Raw genomic sequence first — 16292 nt, 5'->3', positions numbered from 1 at the left:
GACGCGGGGACGGGCGGCGCGCCCCGTCTCGCCGGACCTACCGATCGGCCAGGGGGACGACGTGCGGCGCGATGCTCGACAGCTTCTCGCACGTCTCCTCGTACTCGCGCTCCGGCGTGGAGCCGCTGACGATCCCCGCGCCCGCCCGCAGCCAGGCCCGCCCGTCCCGGCTGTAGAGCGCCCGCAGGACGAGCGCCGAGTCGAGCGCCCCGTCGTGCGACACCGCGAGGACGGCGCCCGCGTAGAGCCCGCGCCGCTCCTCCAGGCCGCCGATCGCCTCGATCGCCTCCGGCTTCGGGATGCCCGACGCCGTCACCCCCGGGAACAGCGCGTCGAGCGCGTCCCAGCACGTGCGGCCCGGCGCGAGCACGCCGCTCACGCTCGACCCGAGATGCTGCACGCTGCCCCGCTCCTTCACGGTCATGAACCCGGTGACCCGGACGCTGCCCGGCGCGCACACCCCGTACAGCTCGTCCTGCGACGTGCGGACCGACACCGCGTGCTCGAAGATCTCCTTCGGGTCGCTCTCCAGCTCCCGGCGCGTCCGCGCGTCCGCGTCCGCGCCGCGCCCGAACGCCCGCGTCCCGGCGAGCGGCTGCGTCATCACGGTGCCGTCCGCCTCGACGCTCGCGAGCACCTCGGGGCTGAACCCGGTCGCCTGGAAGCCGCCGAGGTCGAGCAGGAACGACCGCGCGGGGGTGTTGGCGGCGCGGCCGCGCACGTACGTCGCGACCGTGTCCACGGGGTAAGGAACGTCCAACCTTCGGGACACGATCACCTTCTGGTAGCGGCCCGCGCCGATGTCGGCGACGGCCCGCGCGACCCGCTCCCGGTAGGCGTCCCCGCCGACCCGCACGTCCACCGGGGACGCCGGGGCCGGCGCGGGCGCGCCGCCTGCCGCGAGCAGCTTCGCCACCCGCTCGATCTCGTCGGCGTCCGCGCCGGTGACGTGCGCGCGCCCGTCCCGCACCCGGACCTCGACACGCGGCACGACCAGGTGCGCGAGCCGCCCGTCGCGCCGCTCAGGGGCAGAGTCGTTGTGCCGCTCCGCGACAGAGTCGTTGTGCCGCTCCGCAGCGGATTCGAACGCGATCCATCCGTAGGCGTTCCACACCGGCAGCGGCGCCGCGGCGAACGCCTCGCGCAGCGCCGCGGCGGGGCGTCCCGTCCACGGCCTGACCTCGGGTTCCGCGCCCGGCCAGCGGGTGCGGACCTCGCCCTCCTCCAGGATCACCTCGCCGAGCGTGCCGCCCGCGAACGTCCACGAGCCGGGCCGCTCGTAGACCACGTGGTCGTCGAACAGCCCGGAACCGGCCAGCCCGGCCATCAGGGCCAGCGGGTCGGCGGTGCTCTCCACGACCGTTTCCGTGGGCTCTTCATACGTGACACCGATGGACAAGGCAGCCAACTCCCTTTCGCCGGGCCGGGGGTCACCCAAAACTTAGGTAAGCCTAACCTTGTGTGATTTTCGTAGGCAAGGCTAACCTAACCGGCGGTGGTGAAGCCGACAACGAAAGAGTTGAGCGTGCAGGAGCAGCAGACCAGTCTCGGCGACACGGCGGCCCGGCGACGCGAACTGATGCGGCGGATGATGGCGGAGGCGGGCCTCGGCCCGGGCGCCGCCCGGCTCGCCCCACGGGGACACGACGGGCCCGCGCCCCTGTCCCACGCGCAGCAGAGCATGTGGCTGCACCACCGGACGTTCCCGGACAGCGCCGCCTACAACGTCTGCCTCCTCGTCCGCATGGACGGCCCCCTCGATACCGGCGCACTGGAGCGGGCGCTGCGCGCCCTGATCCGCCGCCACGCGATCCTCCGCACCGTCTACCGCGACGCCGCCGACGGTCTCGGCGCCGTGCAGGTCGTGACGGACGACGACGCGCTCGACCTCGCGCCCGTCGAGTGCGCCGACGCGGACGCGCGGGCGGCGGAGCTGGCGGCGCGGGCGTTCGACCTTCGCGCCGAGCGGCCGATCCGGCTGGAGCTCCTGCGGCTCGGCCCGGACGCGCACGCGCTCGTCCTCGTCGTCCACCACATCGCGTGGGACGGCATGACGTGGGGCTCGCTGTCGCGCGACCTGTCGGCGCTCTACCGCTCCGCCGTCACGGGCGAGCCCGACGGCCTGCCCGCCCTCGACGTCCAGTACGCCGACTTCGCCGAGTGGGAGCAGAAGCAGGCCGTCGCCGAGGACGACCTGGCCTTCTGGCGCGCGCGGCTCGACCCGCCGCCCGCGCCGCTCGACCTGCCCGCCGACCGGCCGCGCGGCGCGACCGCGTCCGAGCGCGGCGGGCGCCGCGCCCGGCGGTTCGGCGACGACGTCACCGAGGGGATGCGCAAGCTCGCCGCCGAGGAGAACCTCACCTCGTACATGGTGATGCTGACGGCGTACGCGGCCCTGCTGCACCGGTACACGGGCGCGGACGACGTCGCGATCGGGTCGGCGGTGATGAACCGGGAGCACGCCGAGGTCGAGCGGCTCGTCGGCAACTTCGGCAACACGCTGGTGCTGCGCGCGGACCTGTCGGGCGCGCCCACGTTCCGGGAGGCGCTGCGCCGCGTCGGGCGGACGTGCGCCGACGCGTTCGCGCACCAGGCGGCGCCCTACGACCGGATCGTGCGGGAGCTGCGTCCCGCGCGGGCGGGCGGCCGGTCCCCGTTCTTCGACACGATGCTGCTGTTCCTGGCCCAGGAGATCGGCGAGCTCGACCTGCCGGGCGTGACGTCGAGCTGGACGCACGTCCACAACGGCACCACGCACTTCGACCTGTCGCTGGAGGCGTTCGTCCGGCCGCAGGGCATGACGGTCGAGGCGACGTTCCGCCGCGAGCTGTTCGACGACGCGCGCATCGACGCGCTCCTGGCCCACCTGGAGACGCTCCTCGGCGACGCGCTCGCCGACCCCGACCGCCCGCTCGGCGCGCTGGAGCTGATGGACGGCGCCGAACGCGCCCTCATCGACGGCGCCAACGCGACGGACGCGCCCCTCCCGGACACCGGTGTCGTGGAGATGTTCGCCGCGCAGGCCGCGCGGACGCCCGCCGCGACGGCGGTCGAGACCCGGGACGGTTCCCTCTCCTACGCCGAGCTGGACCGGCGGTCGGCCGCGCTCGCCGCGGCGCTGCGGGCGCGCGGCGCCGGGCCGGGCACGGTCGTCGCGCTAGCGCTGCCGCGCACGCCCGACCTCGTCGCCGCCCTGCTCGGAGTGCTCAAGACGGGCGCCGCGTACCTGCCGCTCGACCTCGAGCACCCGCCCGAGCGCCTCGCGTACATGCTCGGCGACGCCCGTCCGGTCTGCGCGGTCGTCACGCCCGGGACGGCCGGCCTGCTGCCGGACGGCACCGCGACGTTCGTCCTCGACGGCCCCTTGGAGGACGTTCCGTTCTCCCCGGTGCCGGTCCGCGGGGACGACCTCGCGTACGTCATTTACACGTCCGGGTCGACGGGACGGCCCAAGGGCGTGGCGATCCCGCACCGGGCCCTCGCGAACTTCCTCCTCGACACCCGCGACCGGCTCCGCCTCGCCCCGGGCGACCGGCTCGTCGCCGTCACCACGATCGCGTTCGACATCGCCGCGCTCGAGCTGTACGCGCCGCTGGTCGACGGCGCGACCGTGGTGCTCGCCGGCCGCGACGACGTCCGCGACCCGGCCCGGCTCGCCGCGCTGCTGGCGGACGCCACCGTCGTGCAGGGCACGCCGTCCCTGCTGGGCACGCTCGACCCGGCGGCGCTCGAGGGCCTGCGGCTGCTCGTCGGCGGGGAGGCGCTGCCGCCCGCGCTCGCCGCGTCCCTCGCGGGCACGGCCGCGCTCGCCACGAACATGTACGGGCCGACCGAGGCGACGATCTGGGCGACCGCCGCCGACCTGCCCGCGTCCGGCATCGGCGTCCCGTTCCGCAACACCCGCGCGCACGTCCTGGACGCCCGGCTGCGCCCCGTCCCGGTCGGCGTGCCCGGCGAGCTGTACCTAGCGGGCGACCAGCTCGCGCGCGGCTACGTGAACCGCCCCGACCTGACGGCCGAGCGGTTCGTCGCCGACCCGTTCGGCCCGCCCGGATCCCGCATGTACCGGACGGGCGATCTGGCGCGCCGCGCCCGCGACGGCTCCCTCGAATACCTGGGCCGCACCGACGACCAGGTGAAGATCCGCGGGTTCCGGATCGAGCCCGCCGAGGCGCAGGCCGTCCTCGCGGCCCGGCCGGGCGTCGAGCAGGCGGCCGTCGTGGTCCGCGAGGACCGGCCGGGCGAGCCCCGCCTCGTCGGCTACTACGTCGGCGACGCGGACCCCGGCGACCTGCGCGCGGCGCTCGCCGCCGCGCTGCCCGACTACATGGCGCCGTCCGCGCTCGTGCCCCTGGAGGCGCTGCCCCGCACGGTGAACGGCAAGCTGGACCGGGCCGCGCTGCCCGCGCCGGAGACGGACGTCTCGGACCGGGGGCCGCGCGACGCCCGCGAGGCCGCGCTGTGCGCCGTCTTCGCCGAGCTGCTCGGCCTCGACCGGGTCGGCATCGACGACGACTTCTTCGCGCTCGGCGGGCACTCGCTGCTGGCCGCCCGCGTCGCCGCGAAGGCCCGCGCCGAGCTGGGCCGGTCGCTGTCCATCGCGGACGTCTTCGAGGCCCCGACGGTCGCGGCGCTCGCGCCGCGCCTCACCGCCGCCGAGGGCCCGCGCGTCCGCGACGTGACCCGGCCCGAGGTCGTCCCGGCGTCGGCGGCGCAGCGCGGCCTGTGGCTGGAGGAGCGGCTCCGCGGCCCGTCCGCGTCCTACGCGCTGCCGCTCGGCATGCGGCTCACCGGCGCCGTGGACGCCGCCGCGCTGGAGGCCGCGTTCCGCGACGTCGTCGACCGCCACGAGGCCCTCCGCACGCTGCTCGTCGAGGGCCCCGACGGCCTCCCGATCCAGCACGTCCTGCCCGCCGGGACGGTCGCGGACGCCGCGGGGGGCGCGGTCGTCGAGTTCACCGTCGTGGACGCGCGGGGCGAGACGGCCGAGGAGCGTGCCCGGCTCGAGGCCGAGGCGGCGTCGCACGTGTTCGACCTCGGCGCCGACCTGCCGTTCCGCGGCACGCTGATCCGGACGGGCGACGCCGCGTGGACGCTCGTCCTGCTGCTGCACCACGCCGCCGCCGACGAGTGGTCGTTCACGCCGCTGCTCGCCGACCTCGCCCGCGCCTACGCGGCCCGCGCCGCCGGGAACGCCCCGGACTGGGAGCCGCTGCCGGTCCAGTACGCCGAGTACGCGACGTGGCAGCGCGAGGCGGCGCCCGGCACCGCCGACCGGCTCGACGCGTGGGAGGAGGCGCTGGCGGGCCTGCCGGAGGAGACCGTCCTGCCGTTCGACCGGCCCCGCCCGGCGGAGCCGAGCCACCGCGGCGGGCTCGTCCCGTTCCGGCTCCCGGCCACCGGGGCGCGGCGGCTCGCGCGCGAGACCGGCACCAGCGTGTTCATGGTGCTGCACGCCGCCGTCGCCGCGCTGCTGCGGCGGGCGGGCGCGGGCGACGACATCGCGCTCGGCTCGCCCATCGCGGGCCGCGCCGACGACGACCTCGCGGGCCTCGTCGGCGTGTTCGTCAACCCCCTGGTGCTGCGCACCGACCTGTCCGGCGACCCCACGTTCGCCGAGCTGCTGGACCGGGTCCGCGCCGCCGACCTCGCCGCGTTCTCCCGCGCCGACGTCCCCTTCGAGCGGGTCGTGGAACGGCTCGCGCCCGAACGGTCGCTGGCGCGCAGCCCGCTGTTCCAGGTGATGATCGTCCACCAGCGGCTGGACGACGTGCGGCTCGCGCTGCCCGGCGTGCGCGCCGAGCCGTTCCTGCCCGAGACCGGCGGTGTCAAGTTCGACCTCGACGTCTACTTCGCGGAGGGCGACGAGGAGGTCGAGGGGTTCGCCGCGTACGCCGCCGACCTGTTCGACGCCGCCACCGTCGAGGGCCTGCTGGCCGACCTCGCCGAGCTGCTCGAGCGCGTCACCGCCGACCCGGACCGCCGGCTGTCGTCGCTCGCCGCGCCCGTCGAGCACCCCGACACCGCCCGCGAGACGCCCGCGACCGTCGCGCGGCTCGTCGAGAAGCGGGCCGCGAGCGTCCCCGACGACATCGCCGTCGTGTTCGGCGACACGGCCCTCACCTACGCCGAGCTGGACCGCCGCGCCGAGGCCCTCGCCGACCGGCTCGCGGCGGCGGGCGCGGGCCCGGAGCGGACGGTCGCGCTCGCCCTGCCGCGCTCCGACGAGTTCGCCGTCGCGCTGCTCGCCGTCCTCAAGACCGGGGCCGCCTACCTGCCGATCGACCTCGGGTACCCGCCCGCCCGGATCGACGCGATGCTGGACGCCGTCCGGCCGCTGCTCGTCCTCGGCCGGGACGAGCCGCCCGCCGCCGCGCCGCCCCGCCCCCGCCCGGACGTCCGGCCCGACCACCCGGCCTACGTGATCTTCACGTCGGGGTCGACCGGCGTCCCGAAGGCCGTCGTCGGCACGCAGCGCGCCCTGGCCAACCGCCTCGCGTGGGGCGCCGACCTCACCGAACCGGGCGGCGTCCGCGTCGCCAAGTCCTCGCCCGCGTTCATCGACGGGACGACCGAGCTGCTCGGCGGCCTCGTCGCCGGGGACACCGTCGTCATCGCCGACGACGCCACGGCCGCGGACGCCGTCGCGCTCGCCGCGTTCATCGAGCGGCACGGGGTCCGCACCGTCACGCTCGTCCCGAGCCTGCTCGCCGCGCTCGCCGAGAACGGGCTCCCGGCGTCCGTCACCACCTGGATCAGTAGCGGCGAGGCGCTGCCGCCCGCGCTGGCCGGCCGGATCCCGGCGCGGCTCGTCGACCTGTACGGCTGCTCCGAGGCCGTCGGCGACAGCCTGATCTCCGAAGGCGCCGGACTCGCGCCGATCGCGAACACCCGCGCGTACGTCCTCGACCCGGCGCTGCGCGAGACGCCGGTCGGCGAGCTGTACCTGGCGGGGGACGGGCTGGCGCGCGGCTACCTCGGCGACCCGGCCCGCACCGCGGAACGGTTCGTCGCGAACCCGTTCGGCCCGCCGGGATCCCGCCTGTACCGCACCGGCGACCGGGTGCGGCGCCGCCCCGACGGCCGCCTGGAGTTCCTCGGCCGGGCCGACGACCAGGTGAAGATCCGCGGGTTCCGGATCGAGCCCGGCGAGGTCGAGGCGGCGCTGGCCGCGCGGCCGGGCGTCCGCCGCGCCGCCGTCGCCGCGCACGGCTCCCGGCTCGTCGGGTACGTCACCGGCGCGCCCGGCGGCGGGCCCGACCCCGACGCGGTCCTCGACGGGCTCCGCGGCGTCCTGCCCGACTACCTCGTCCCCGCCGACCTGGTCGTGCTGGACGAGCTGCCGCTCAACCCCAACGGCAAGATCGACCGGCGGGCGCTGCCCGCGCCGGGCCGCCGCGCCGGGCGCGCGCCCGCGACCGGGACCGAGCGGGTCCTCGCGCGGCTCGCCGCCGCCGTCCTCGACCGTCCCGAGGTCGGCGCCGACGACGACTTCTTCCGCACCGGCGGCGACAGCATCAGCGCGGCCCTGCTGGTCGCCCGCGCCCGCCGCGCCGGCCTGTCGTTCACCGTCCGGGACGTGTTCCGGCTGCGCACCGTCGAAGCCCTCGCGAAGGCCGCCGAGGTTTCGGCCGCCGGGTCCGGCGCGGCCGGGGAGGCGGACGGCTCCGGCGAACTGCCGCTGTCGCCGCTGCAGGAGGGGCTGCTCTTCCACCTGATGCTCGCCGGCGAGGGCCGCGACATCTACGTGCAGCAGGCCGTCGTGACGCTGTCCGGCCCGGTCGACCCGGCGCGGATGGCGGACGCCGCCCGCACCGTCCTGCGCAAGTTCCCCAACCTGCGGGCCGGGTTCCGCACCGACGGCGACCGCGCCGTCCAGTTCGTCCCCGACGAGTTCGCGACGCCGTGGACGCACGCCCGGGTGGCCGGGGAGGACGGGCTCGAGGCGTTCGTCGACGCGCAGCGCGCCGAGCCGTTCGACCCGTCCGCGCCGCCGCTCATCCGGTTCGGCCTCGCGAGCCTCGCCGACGACGACCACCGGCTCGTGCTGACGTCCGAGCTCATCCTGCTCGACGGCTGGTCCGGCGGCCTGCTGGTCACCTCGCTGCTCGACGCCTACACCGACGCGGCCGCCGAGGCCGCGCGGCCCGTCCCGCCGTTCCGCGCGTTCCTCGACTGGGTGAACGGGCGCGACCGGGACGCCGCCGTGGACGCGTGGCGGCGCGCGCTGTCCGGGTTCGACGAGCCCGCGCTCGTCCGGCCGGGCCTGGTGGACGCCCCCGCCGACCTCGCCGCCGCCGGCGAGGTGCACCGCGATCTGCCCGCCGGGCTCGCCGGCCGGCTCGACGCGGTCGCCCGCGACCACGGCGTCACCCCCGGCACCCTCTACGAGACCGCCTGGGGCCTGGTGCTCATGGCGATGACCGGACGGGACGACGTCGTGTTCGGCGCCTCGGTGTCCGGCCGCCACCCCGACGTCGACGGCGTCGAGTCGATGGTCGGGCTGCTGTTCAACACCATCCCCGTCCGCGTGCAGGCGGGGCCCGCCGACCCGCTGACGGCCGTCCTCGGACGCGTGCAGGCCGAGCAGTCGGAACTGTTCGACCACGCGTTCGTCGCGCTCGCCGACGTGCAGCGCGCCACCGGCCTCGGCACGCTGTTCGACACGCTGTTCGTCTTCCAGAACTTCCCCGGCATGCCCACCGACCGGGGCTTCGGCCCGTCCGGCGACCTGCGGGTCACCGGCCGCGAGGTCCGCGACGCCACCCACTACCCGGTGACGATGGTCGTCGAGCCGGACGCCGCCCTCCGCGTCATGTACCGGGGCGACGCGTTCACCGAGGCGGAGGCCGAGCGGATCACCGACCGGTACGTCCGGGTCCTGGAGACCCTGGCGGACGCGCCGGACACCCCGTGCCACCGGGTCGACCTGCTCGTCCCCGCCGAGCACGACCGGCTGCGCCGCGAGTGGGAAGCGGCGGTGCGGCCCGTCCCCGACGTCACGGTCGCGGAACTGCTCGCCGAGCGCGCCGCCCGGCAGCCGGACGCACCCGCGCTCGTGTCGCAGCCGGACGTGCGGCTCACCTACGGGGAGCTGAACGCCGAGGTCAACCGGCTCGCGCGGCTGCTGCTCGCGCACGGCGCCGGACCGGAACGGGTCGTCGCGCTCGCCCTGCCGCGCTCCGCGCAGATGGTGGTCGCCCTGTTCGCGGTCCTGCGCACCGGCGCCGCCTACCTGCCGCTCGAACTCGACTACCCCGCCGACCGGCTCGACTACATGCTCGCCGACGCCGGCCCCGCGGTCCTGGTGTCGCACCGCGACATCGCCGCCGGGCTGGCGCACGCCGGGACCGTCCTCGCGCTCGACGACCCCGGCACCGCCAAGACCCTCGCCGACCTCCCCGGGCACGACCTCGCCCCCGAGGAGACGCCCGGCTTCGCGCCCGGGACGCCCCGCAGGCTCGACCACCCGGCGTACGTCATCTACACCTCGGGCTCCACCGGACGGCCGAAGGGCGTCGTCACCCCGTACCGGGGCCTGACGAACATGCAGTACAACCACCGCGCGAACATCTTCGAGCCCGTCATGGACGCGACGGAGGGGCGCCCGCTGAGGATCGCGCACACCGTGTCGTTCTCGTTCGACATGTCGTGGGAGGAACTGCTCTGGCTCGTCGAGGGCCACGAGGTGCACGTCTGCGACGAGGACCTGCGCCGCGACGCCGAGGCCCTCACCGACTACCTGCGGCGGCACCGCATCGACGTCATCAACGTGACCCCGACCTACGCGCAGCAGCTCCTCGACGAGGGACTGCTCGACGGGGAGCACCGGCCGCCGCTCGTCCTGCTCGGCGGCGAGGCCGTCCCCGCGTCCGTCTGGGACCGGCTCGCCGACGCCGACGGCGTCCTCGGCTACAACCTGTACGGGCCGACCGAGTACACGATCAACACGCTCGGCGGCGGCACCGAGGACAGCGCCACCCCGACCGTCGGCAGGCCCATCTGGAACACCCGCGGCTACGTGCTCGACGGCGCGCTGCGCCCCGTCCCGCCCGGCGCCCCCGGCGAGCTGTACATCGCGGGGGCCGGCCTCGCCCGCGGCTACCTCGGCCGCCCCGACCTCACCGCCGAACGGTTCGTCGCCGACCCGTTCGACGCGTCCGGCGGCCGCATGTACCGCACCGGCGACCTGGTCCGGGTCCGCGACGACGGCAACATCGACTTCCTCGGCCGCACCGACGACCAGGTCAAGATCCGCGGCTACCGGGTGGAGCTCGCCGAGGTCGAGGCCGCGCTCGCCGCCGAGCCCGGCGTCGGGCAGGCCGCCGTGATCGCCGCCGACACCGACGTGCCGGGCGTCAAGCGGCTCGTCGGCTACGTCGTCCCCGACGGCGCCCGCGAGGGCGCCGCCGACGAGCAGCTCGCCGAGTGGCGGCAGATCTACGACGCCGAGTACACCGAGGTCGGGACCGTCGTCCACGCCGAGGAGTTCGCCGGCTGGGACAGCAGCTACGACGGCGCCCCGATCCCGCTCGACGACATGCGCGAATGGCGCGAGACGACCGTGCGGCGGATCCGCGGCCTGAACCCGCGCCGTGTCCTGGAGATCGGCGTCGGCGCGGGCCTCCTGCTCACCCGCCTCGCCCCGGACGCCGAGGAGTACTGGGGCACCGACTTCTCCGCGCCCGTCATCGACAAGCTCCGCGCCGACCTCGGCCCCGACTCCCCGGTCCGGCTGAGCTGCCGCCCCGCCCACGACACCGACGGCCTCCCCGAAGGCCACTTCGACACGATCGTCGTCAACTCGGTCGTCCAGTACTTCCCGGGCGCCGGATACCTCGAGGACGTCGTCGCCAAGGCCATGCGGCTGCTCGCACCCGGGGGAGCGCTGTTCGTCGGCGACGTCCGCGACCTGCGCACCGTCCGCTGCCTGCACGCCGCCGTCCGCCTCGGGCGCGGCGACGCCGACGCCGACGCGGTCGAGCGCGCCGTCCGGATGGAGAAGGAGCTCCTCCTCGACCCCGCGTTCTTCGCCGCGCTGGACGGCCCCGCCCGCGTCGACGTCCTCACCCGGCGCGGCGTCCACCACAACGAGCTGACCCGCCACCGCTACGACGCGATCCTCTGGAAGCCCGGCCCCGGCGTCACGCCCGCCCCCGAGGCGACCACGGTCGACTGGCCCGCGTCGAGCGGGGCGGTCGCGGTGGGCCGCCCGTCCGACATGCCGGGCGCGAAGGAGGTCGAGGCGCTGCTCACGGGGACGTCCGGGGCGCTGCGCGTCCGAGGGATACCGGACCCGCGGCTGTCGGGCGAGGTCGCGGCGTTGCGCGTCCTCCAGGACGGCGGGTCCGCGGACGAGGCGCGGGAGGCGCTGGCCGCACCGCCCGCCGGGATCGAGCCGGAGGAGTTCCTCGCGCGGTTCCCGGACGCGGTCCTCACGCCGTCCGACGAGATCGGGCGGTACGACGCCGTGTTCGGCGGCGCGCCCGCGCACCTGCCCGCCGCGCCAGGACGGCCGCCCGCGTCCTACGCCAACGACCCCGTCGCGGCGCGCGACCTCGGGGTGCTCGCCGCCCGCGTCCGGGAGGGGCTGAAGCGGCGGCTGCCCGGGTACCTCGTGCCGAGCGCGATCATGACGCTGGACGCACTGCCGCTCACCGTCAACGGCAAGCTCGACCGCCGCGCCCTGCCCGACCCCGGCCGGGACGGCCCGCGCCGCGCCGGACGGCCGCCGCGCACGCCCGTCGAGCACCTGCTGTGCACGCTGTTCGCGGAGGTGCTGGACGCGCCGGGCGCCGGGATCGACGACGACTTCTTCGACCTCGGCGGGCACTCGCTGCTGGCCACCCGCCTCGTCGGCCGGGCCCGCGCGGTGCTGGGCGCCGAGCTGGCCATCCGCGACCTGTTCGAGGCGCCGACGGTCGCCGAGCTGGCCGAGCGGGTGCACCGCAACGCGGGCGCCGCGGCCCGGCCCGTCCTCGCGCCGCGCGAACGGACCGGGCCCGTCCCGGCGTCGTCCGCGCAGAACCGGCTGTGGCTGCTCGACCAGCTGCTCCGCGAGGACGACGGCCCGCGCGACGCCTACCACCTGCCGCTCGGCGTCCGGCTGCGCGGCGACCTGGACCGGACGGCGCTGGAGGCGGCGATCGGCGACGTCGTCGAGCGGCACGAGGCCCTGCGCACCGTGTTCGTCGAGCACGAGGGCGCCCCGCACCAGCGGATCCTGCCGCCGGAGGACGCGCGTCCCGTCCTGGAGATCGCGGACGGCGACCCGGCCGCGTTCATCGCCCGGCCGTTCGACCTCGCCGCCGACATCCCGCTCCGGGTCGCGCTGTTCCCCGAGGGGGAGCGCGAGCACCTGCTGCTCGCGGTCTTCCACCACATCGCGTTCGACGAGTGGTCCTTCGGCCCGTTCGCGCGCGACGTCGCCGCGGCGTACGCCGCGCGGCTCCGCGGGGAGGCGCCCGGCTGGGAACCGCCGCCCGTCCAGTACGCCGACCACGCGCTGTGGCAGCGGGAACTGCTCGGCGACCCGCTCGACCCTGGCAGCGTGCACGCCCGGCAGCTCGACCACTGGGCGCGGACGCTCGCGGGCGCCCCGGAGGAGGTCCCGCTGCCGGTCGACCGGGCGCGCCCCGGGACGGTCGGGCAGCGCGGCGCCGTCCTGACCGCCGACCTGCCGCCGGGCCTCACCGGACGGCTCCGCCGGGTCGCGCGCGACGCGGGGGCCAGCATGTTCATGGTCGGCCAGGCCGCCGTGGCGGCGCTGCTGCACCGGGCGGGCGCGGGCGAGGACGTCCCGCTCGGCAGCCCGGTCGCCGGCCGCACCGAGGAGGCCGCCGCCGACCTCGTCGGGTTCTTCGTCAACACGCTGGTCCTGCGCGCCGACCTGTCCGGCGCGCCCACGTTCGCCGAACTGCTCGGCCGCGTCCGGGAGGCCGACCTCGCGGGGCTGGCCAACCAGGACCTGCCGTTCGAGGCGCTGGTCGAGGCGCTGCGCCCCCGCCGGGTGCCGGGCCGCAACCCGCTGTTCCAGGTGATGGTCGGCTACGAGAACCAGGGGGTGGGGGACGTCCGGTTCCCGGGCCTCGAGCAGCGCGAGGCGCTGTTCGCTCCGGGCGCGGCGAAGTTCGACCTGGACTTCATCTTCCGCGAGGCGCCGGACGGCGAGCTGCGGCTGATCCTCGACTATTCCGCCGACCTGTTCGACGCCGCGACCGCCGCCGCGCTCGCCGACGGCCTCGTCGCGGTGCTGGAGGCGGTCGCCGCCGACCCGGACGTCCCGGTCGCCGCGCTGCCCGCGCCCGCCACCGGCCCGGCCGTCCCGGCCACCGCGGGCCCGGCGGGGGACCGGCCGGACGTCCCCGCGCCCGCGCGTCCCGCGCGCGCGGCGACGGACCTGCGGGACGCGCTGTGCCGCGTCTTCGCCGACGAGCTGGGCGTCCCCCACGTGGGACCGGACGACGACTTCTTCGACCTCGGCGGGCACTCGCTGCTCGCCATGCGGCTCGTCCGGCGGATCAGGAGGGAGACCGGGCACGAGACCGTGAAGATCGCCACGCTGATGGCCGCGCCGAGCGTCGCCGCGCTGCTGGAACGTCCGGAACTGGCCGGACGGCGGTGAGAGGGCTCTCAATATCGGACACGGCCATTGCCGAGTTAGGTCAGCCTAACCTAAGATCTTCCGACGGTAACCCCCTGGAAACGTGGAAGGACACCGGTCCACTATGCGCAACATGATGCGGCGGCTGGCCGTCGCGGGCGCGCTCGTCCTCGGCCTGAGCATGACGGCCGCGTGCGGCGACGACGAACCCGCCCAGGAGACGTCCGGCGCCGCCGGCGGAGCCTTCCCGGTCACGATCACCCACAAGCTCGGCAAGGCGACCATCGAGTCGAAGCCCGAGCGGATCGTCGCCCTGGGCGAGGTCGACCAGGACACGCTGCTCGCCCTCGGCGTCCAGCCCGTCGGGATGGCCGAGCTGACCGGCGTCCAGCAGGACGGCTTCGCCCCGTGGACCACGCCGAAGCTCACCGGCGGGAAGCCGAAGCTGCTGAAGGCGGGCGAGGCCGGGTTCAACCTCGAGGAGATCGCGGCGCTGCGCCCCGACCTGATCCTCGCGGGCGGCGACTTCTGGATCGACAAGGAGTACGGGAAGCTCTCCCAGCTCGCGCCCACGGTCGCCTACCAGACCGGCCCGGCCGAGGACTCCTGGCAACAGATCGCCGTGAACGCCGCCACGGCCATCGGCCGCAAGGCGGACGGCGAGAAGCTCGTGAAGGACGTCGAGGCGAAGCTCGCCGCCGTCAAGTCCGAGCACCCCGAGCTGGGGGGCAAGGGCGTCGCGTTCACCAGCGTCATGCCGTCCGGGAACATCGCCGTCATGAAGTCCCCGCAGGACACCAGCGTCAAGCTGCTGAACCAGATCGGCATGACGCTGCCCGACGAGCTCGCGAAGCTGCCCGGTGAGGGCTTCGCCGCCGAGCTGAGCATGGAGAAGCTCGCCGTCCTCGACGTCGACGTGCTGGTCAGCCACTACAACGACGACCCGGCGACGCAGAAGAAGTTCGAGGAGTCCGAGCTGTTCTCCGGACTGGACGTCGTCAAGCGCGGCTCCTACGTCCCGATCAACCTCCAGGAGTTCTGGGTGCTGCGCACCCCGACGCCGCTGGCCGTCCCGTACCTCATCGACAACGTCGTCCCCAAGATCGCGGAGGCGGCCGCGAAGGCCGAGTCCGCCTGATGCCGGAGGAGCGTATGCAGATCCCCGTCCATGACGTCGTGGGCGTCGGGTTCGGACCTTCCAACCTCGCGCTCGCGGTGGCGCTGGAGGAGGAGTACGGACCCGGCGCGGACGCCGTGTTCTTCGAACGGCAGGCCGAGTTCGGCTGGCACAAGGGGATGCTCATCGACGGCGCCACCATGCAGGTCCACTTCCTCAAGGACCTGGTGACGCTGCGCAACCCGTCCAGCCGCTACTCCTTCCTGTCCTACCTGCACGGCAAGGGCCGCCTGGTCGACTTCGTCAACCACAAGACGATGTTCCCGACCCGGGTGGAGTTCCACGACTACCTGGAATGGACGGCCGCCGCGTTCGCCGGCCGGGTCCGCTACCGCTCCGAGGTGGTCGCGCTGAAACCGCACGACGACACGACGCTCGCCGTCGTCGTGCGGCGCGACGACGAGCTCGAGACGCATCTCGCGCGCAACGTGGTCATCGGCGCCGGACTCGAGCCCGTCCTGCCGGAGGGGGTGCGGGCGGGCGACCGGATCTGGCACAGCGAGGACCTGCTGACCCGGCTGGGCGAGCGGCCCGGCTGGGATCCGCGGCGCGTCGTCGTGGTCGGCGCCGGGCAGAGCGCCGCCGAGGCCGTCGAGTACCTGCACCGGACGTACCCGAACACCGAGGTGTGCGCGGTGTTCGCCCGGTACGGCTACTCGCCCGCCGACGACAGCTCCTTCGCGAACCGCATCTTCGACCCGGAGGCCGTCGAGCACTACTACGCGGCGCCGGACGAGGTGAAGCGGATGCTGATGGACTACTCCCGCAACACCAACTACTCCGTGGTGGACCTCGATCTCATCGACGAGCTGTACCGCCGCGCGTACGCGGAGAAGGTCGCGGGCGTGCAGCGGCTCCGGATCCTCAACGTGTCGCGCGTCCTGGACGTGCGCGAGGACCCGGACGCCGTGCGGCTGCGGGTCGGGTTCCTGCCGACCGGGGAGTCCGCCGACCTGGACGCCGACGCGGTCGTGTACGCGACCGGGTACCGCGAGCGCGACCCGGTGGCGCTGCTCGGCGAGGCCGGCCGGCAGTGCGTCACCGGACCGGACGGCCGCGTCGCGATGGAGCGCGACTACCGGATCGCCACCGAGCCGGGCTGCGAGTGGAACGTCTACCTGCAGGGCGCGACCGAGCACAGCCACGGCATCGCCTCGTCGCTGCTGTCCATGACGGCGGTGCGCACCGGCGACATCGTCCGCTCGATCGCCCGCCGCTCCGCCCCCGTCGCCCAGGAGGCCTGATGTCCAACCCGTTCGACGACGCCGACGGGACGTTCCTCGTCCTGGTCAACGACGAGGGCCAGCACTCGCTGTGGCCCGCGTTCGCCGACGTGCCCGGCGGCTGGACGGTCGCGTCCGGCCCGGCGCCTCGCGCCGAGTGCGTCGAGTACGTCAACGAGAACTGGACGGACCTCCGGCCGCGCAGCCTGCGGTCCCGCGTCCGCCCCGACCTCCGCCGCGCCGGTTCCGTCCGCCGTCCCGACCGCCCAACTGCACAAGACCGTCCTCG

General features: G+C 75.4%; 5 protein-coding genes. 4 read left to right on the top strand and 1 reads right to left on the bottom strand.

Annotated elements, in window-relative coordinates:
* Nucleotides 1-37: 37 nt before the first annotated feature.
* Entirely contained in the window at nt 38-1357 is a 1320-nt protein-coding gene (locus AB0L25_RS40225; protein WP_500178834.1) for a salicylate synthase, read from the bottom strand.
* Between the two features lie 168 nt (nt 1358-1525).
* Between AB0L25_RS40225 and AB0L25_RS40220 the strand changes: the two genes are divergently transcribed.
* From AB0L25_RS40220 to AB0L25_RS40205, 4 genes are all read left to right on the top strand, one after another.
* Nucleotides 1526-13624 carry an amino acid adenylation domain-containing protein gene (locus AB0L25_RS40220; protein WP_500178832.1) on the top strand — a complete coding sequence of 4033 codons (12099 nt, stop codon included), beginning with the start codon at nt 1526-1528 and terminating at the stop codon, nt 13622-13624.
* 103 nt (nt 13625-13727) lie between these two features.
* Entirely contained in the window at nt 13728-14741 is a 1014-nt protein-coding gene (locus AB0L25_RS40215; RefSeq protein WP_500178830.1) for an iron-siderophore ABC transporter substrate-binding protein, read from the top strand.
* Nucleotides 14741-16024, top strand: a complete 1284-nt coding sequence (locus AB0L25_RS40210) for a lysine N(6)-hydroxylase/L-ornithine N(5)-oxygenase family protein (protein WP_500178828.1) — start codon at nt 14741-14743, stop codon at nt 16022-16024. Before AB0L25_RS40215 ends, AB0L25_RS40210 begins: the two co-directional genes overlap by 1 nt.
* Nucleotides 16024-16292, top strand: a 269-nt coding sequence (locus AB0L25_RS40205) for an MbtH family protein (protein WP_500178826.1), incomplete at its 3' end; no start/stop codon positions are given. The genes AB0L25_RS40210 and AB0L25_RS40205, both read left to right, overlap by 1 nt.

It is taken from the genome of Spirillospora sp. NPDC052242 (genome assembly GCF_040679555.1).
Taxonomy (GTDB): domain Bacteria; phylum Actinomycetota; class Actinomycetes; order Streptosporangiales; family Streptosporangiaceae; genus Spirillospora.
This window is presented reverse-complemented; position numbering and strand designations above follow the sequence as displayed.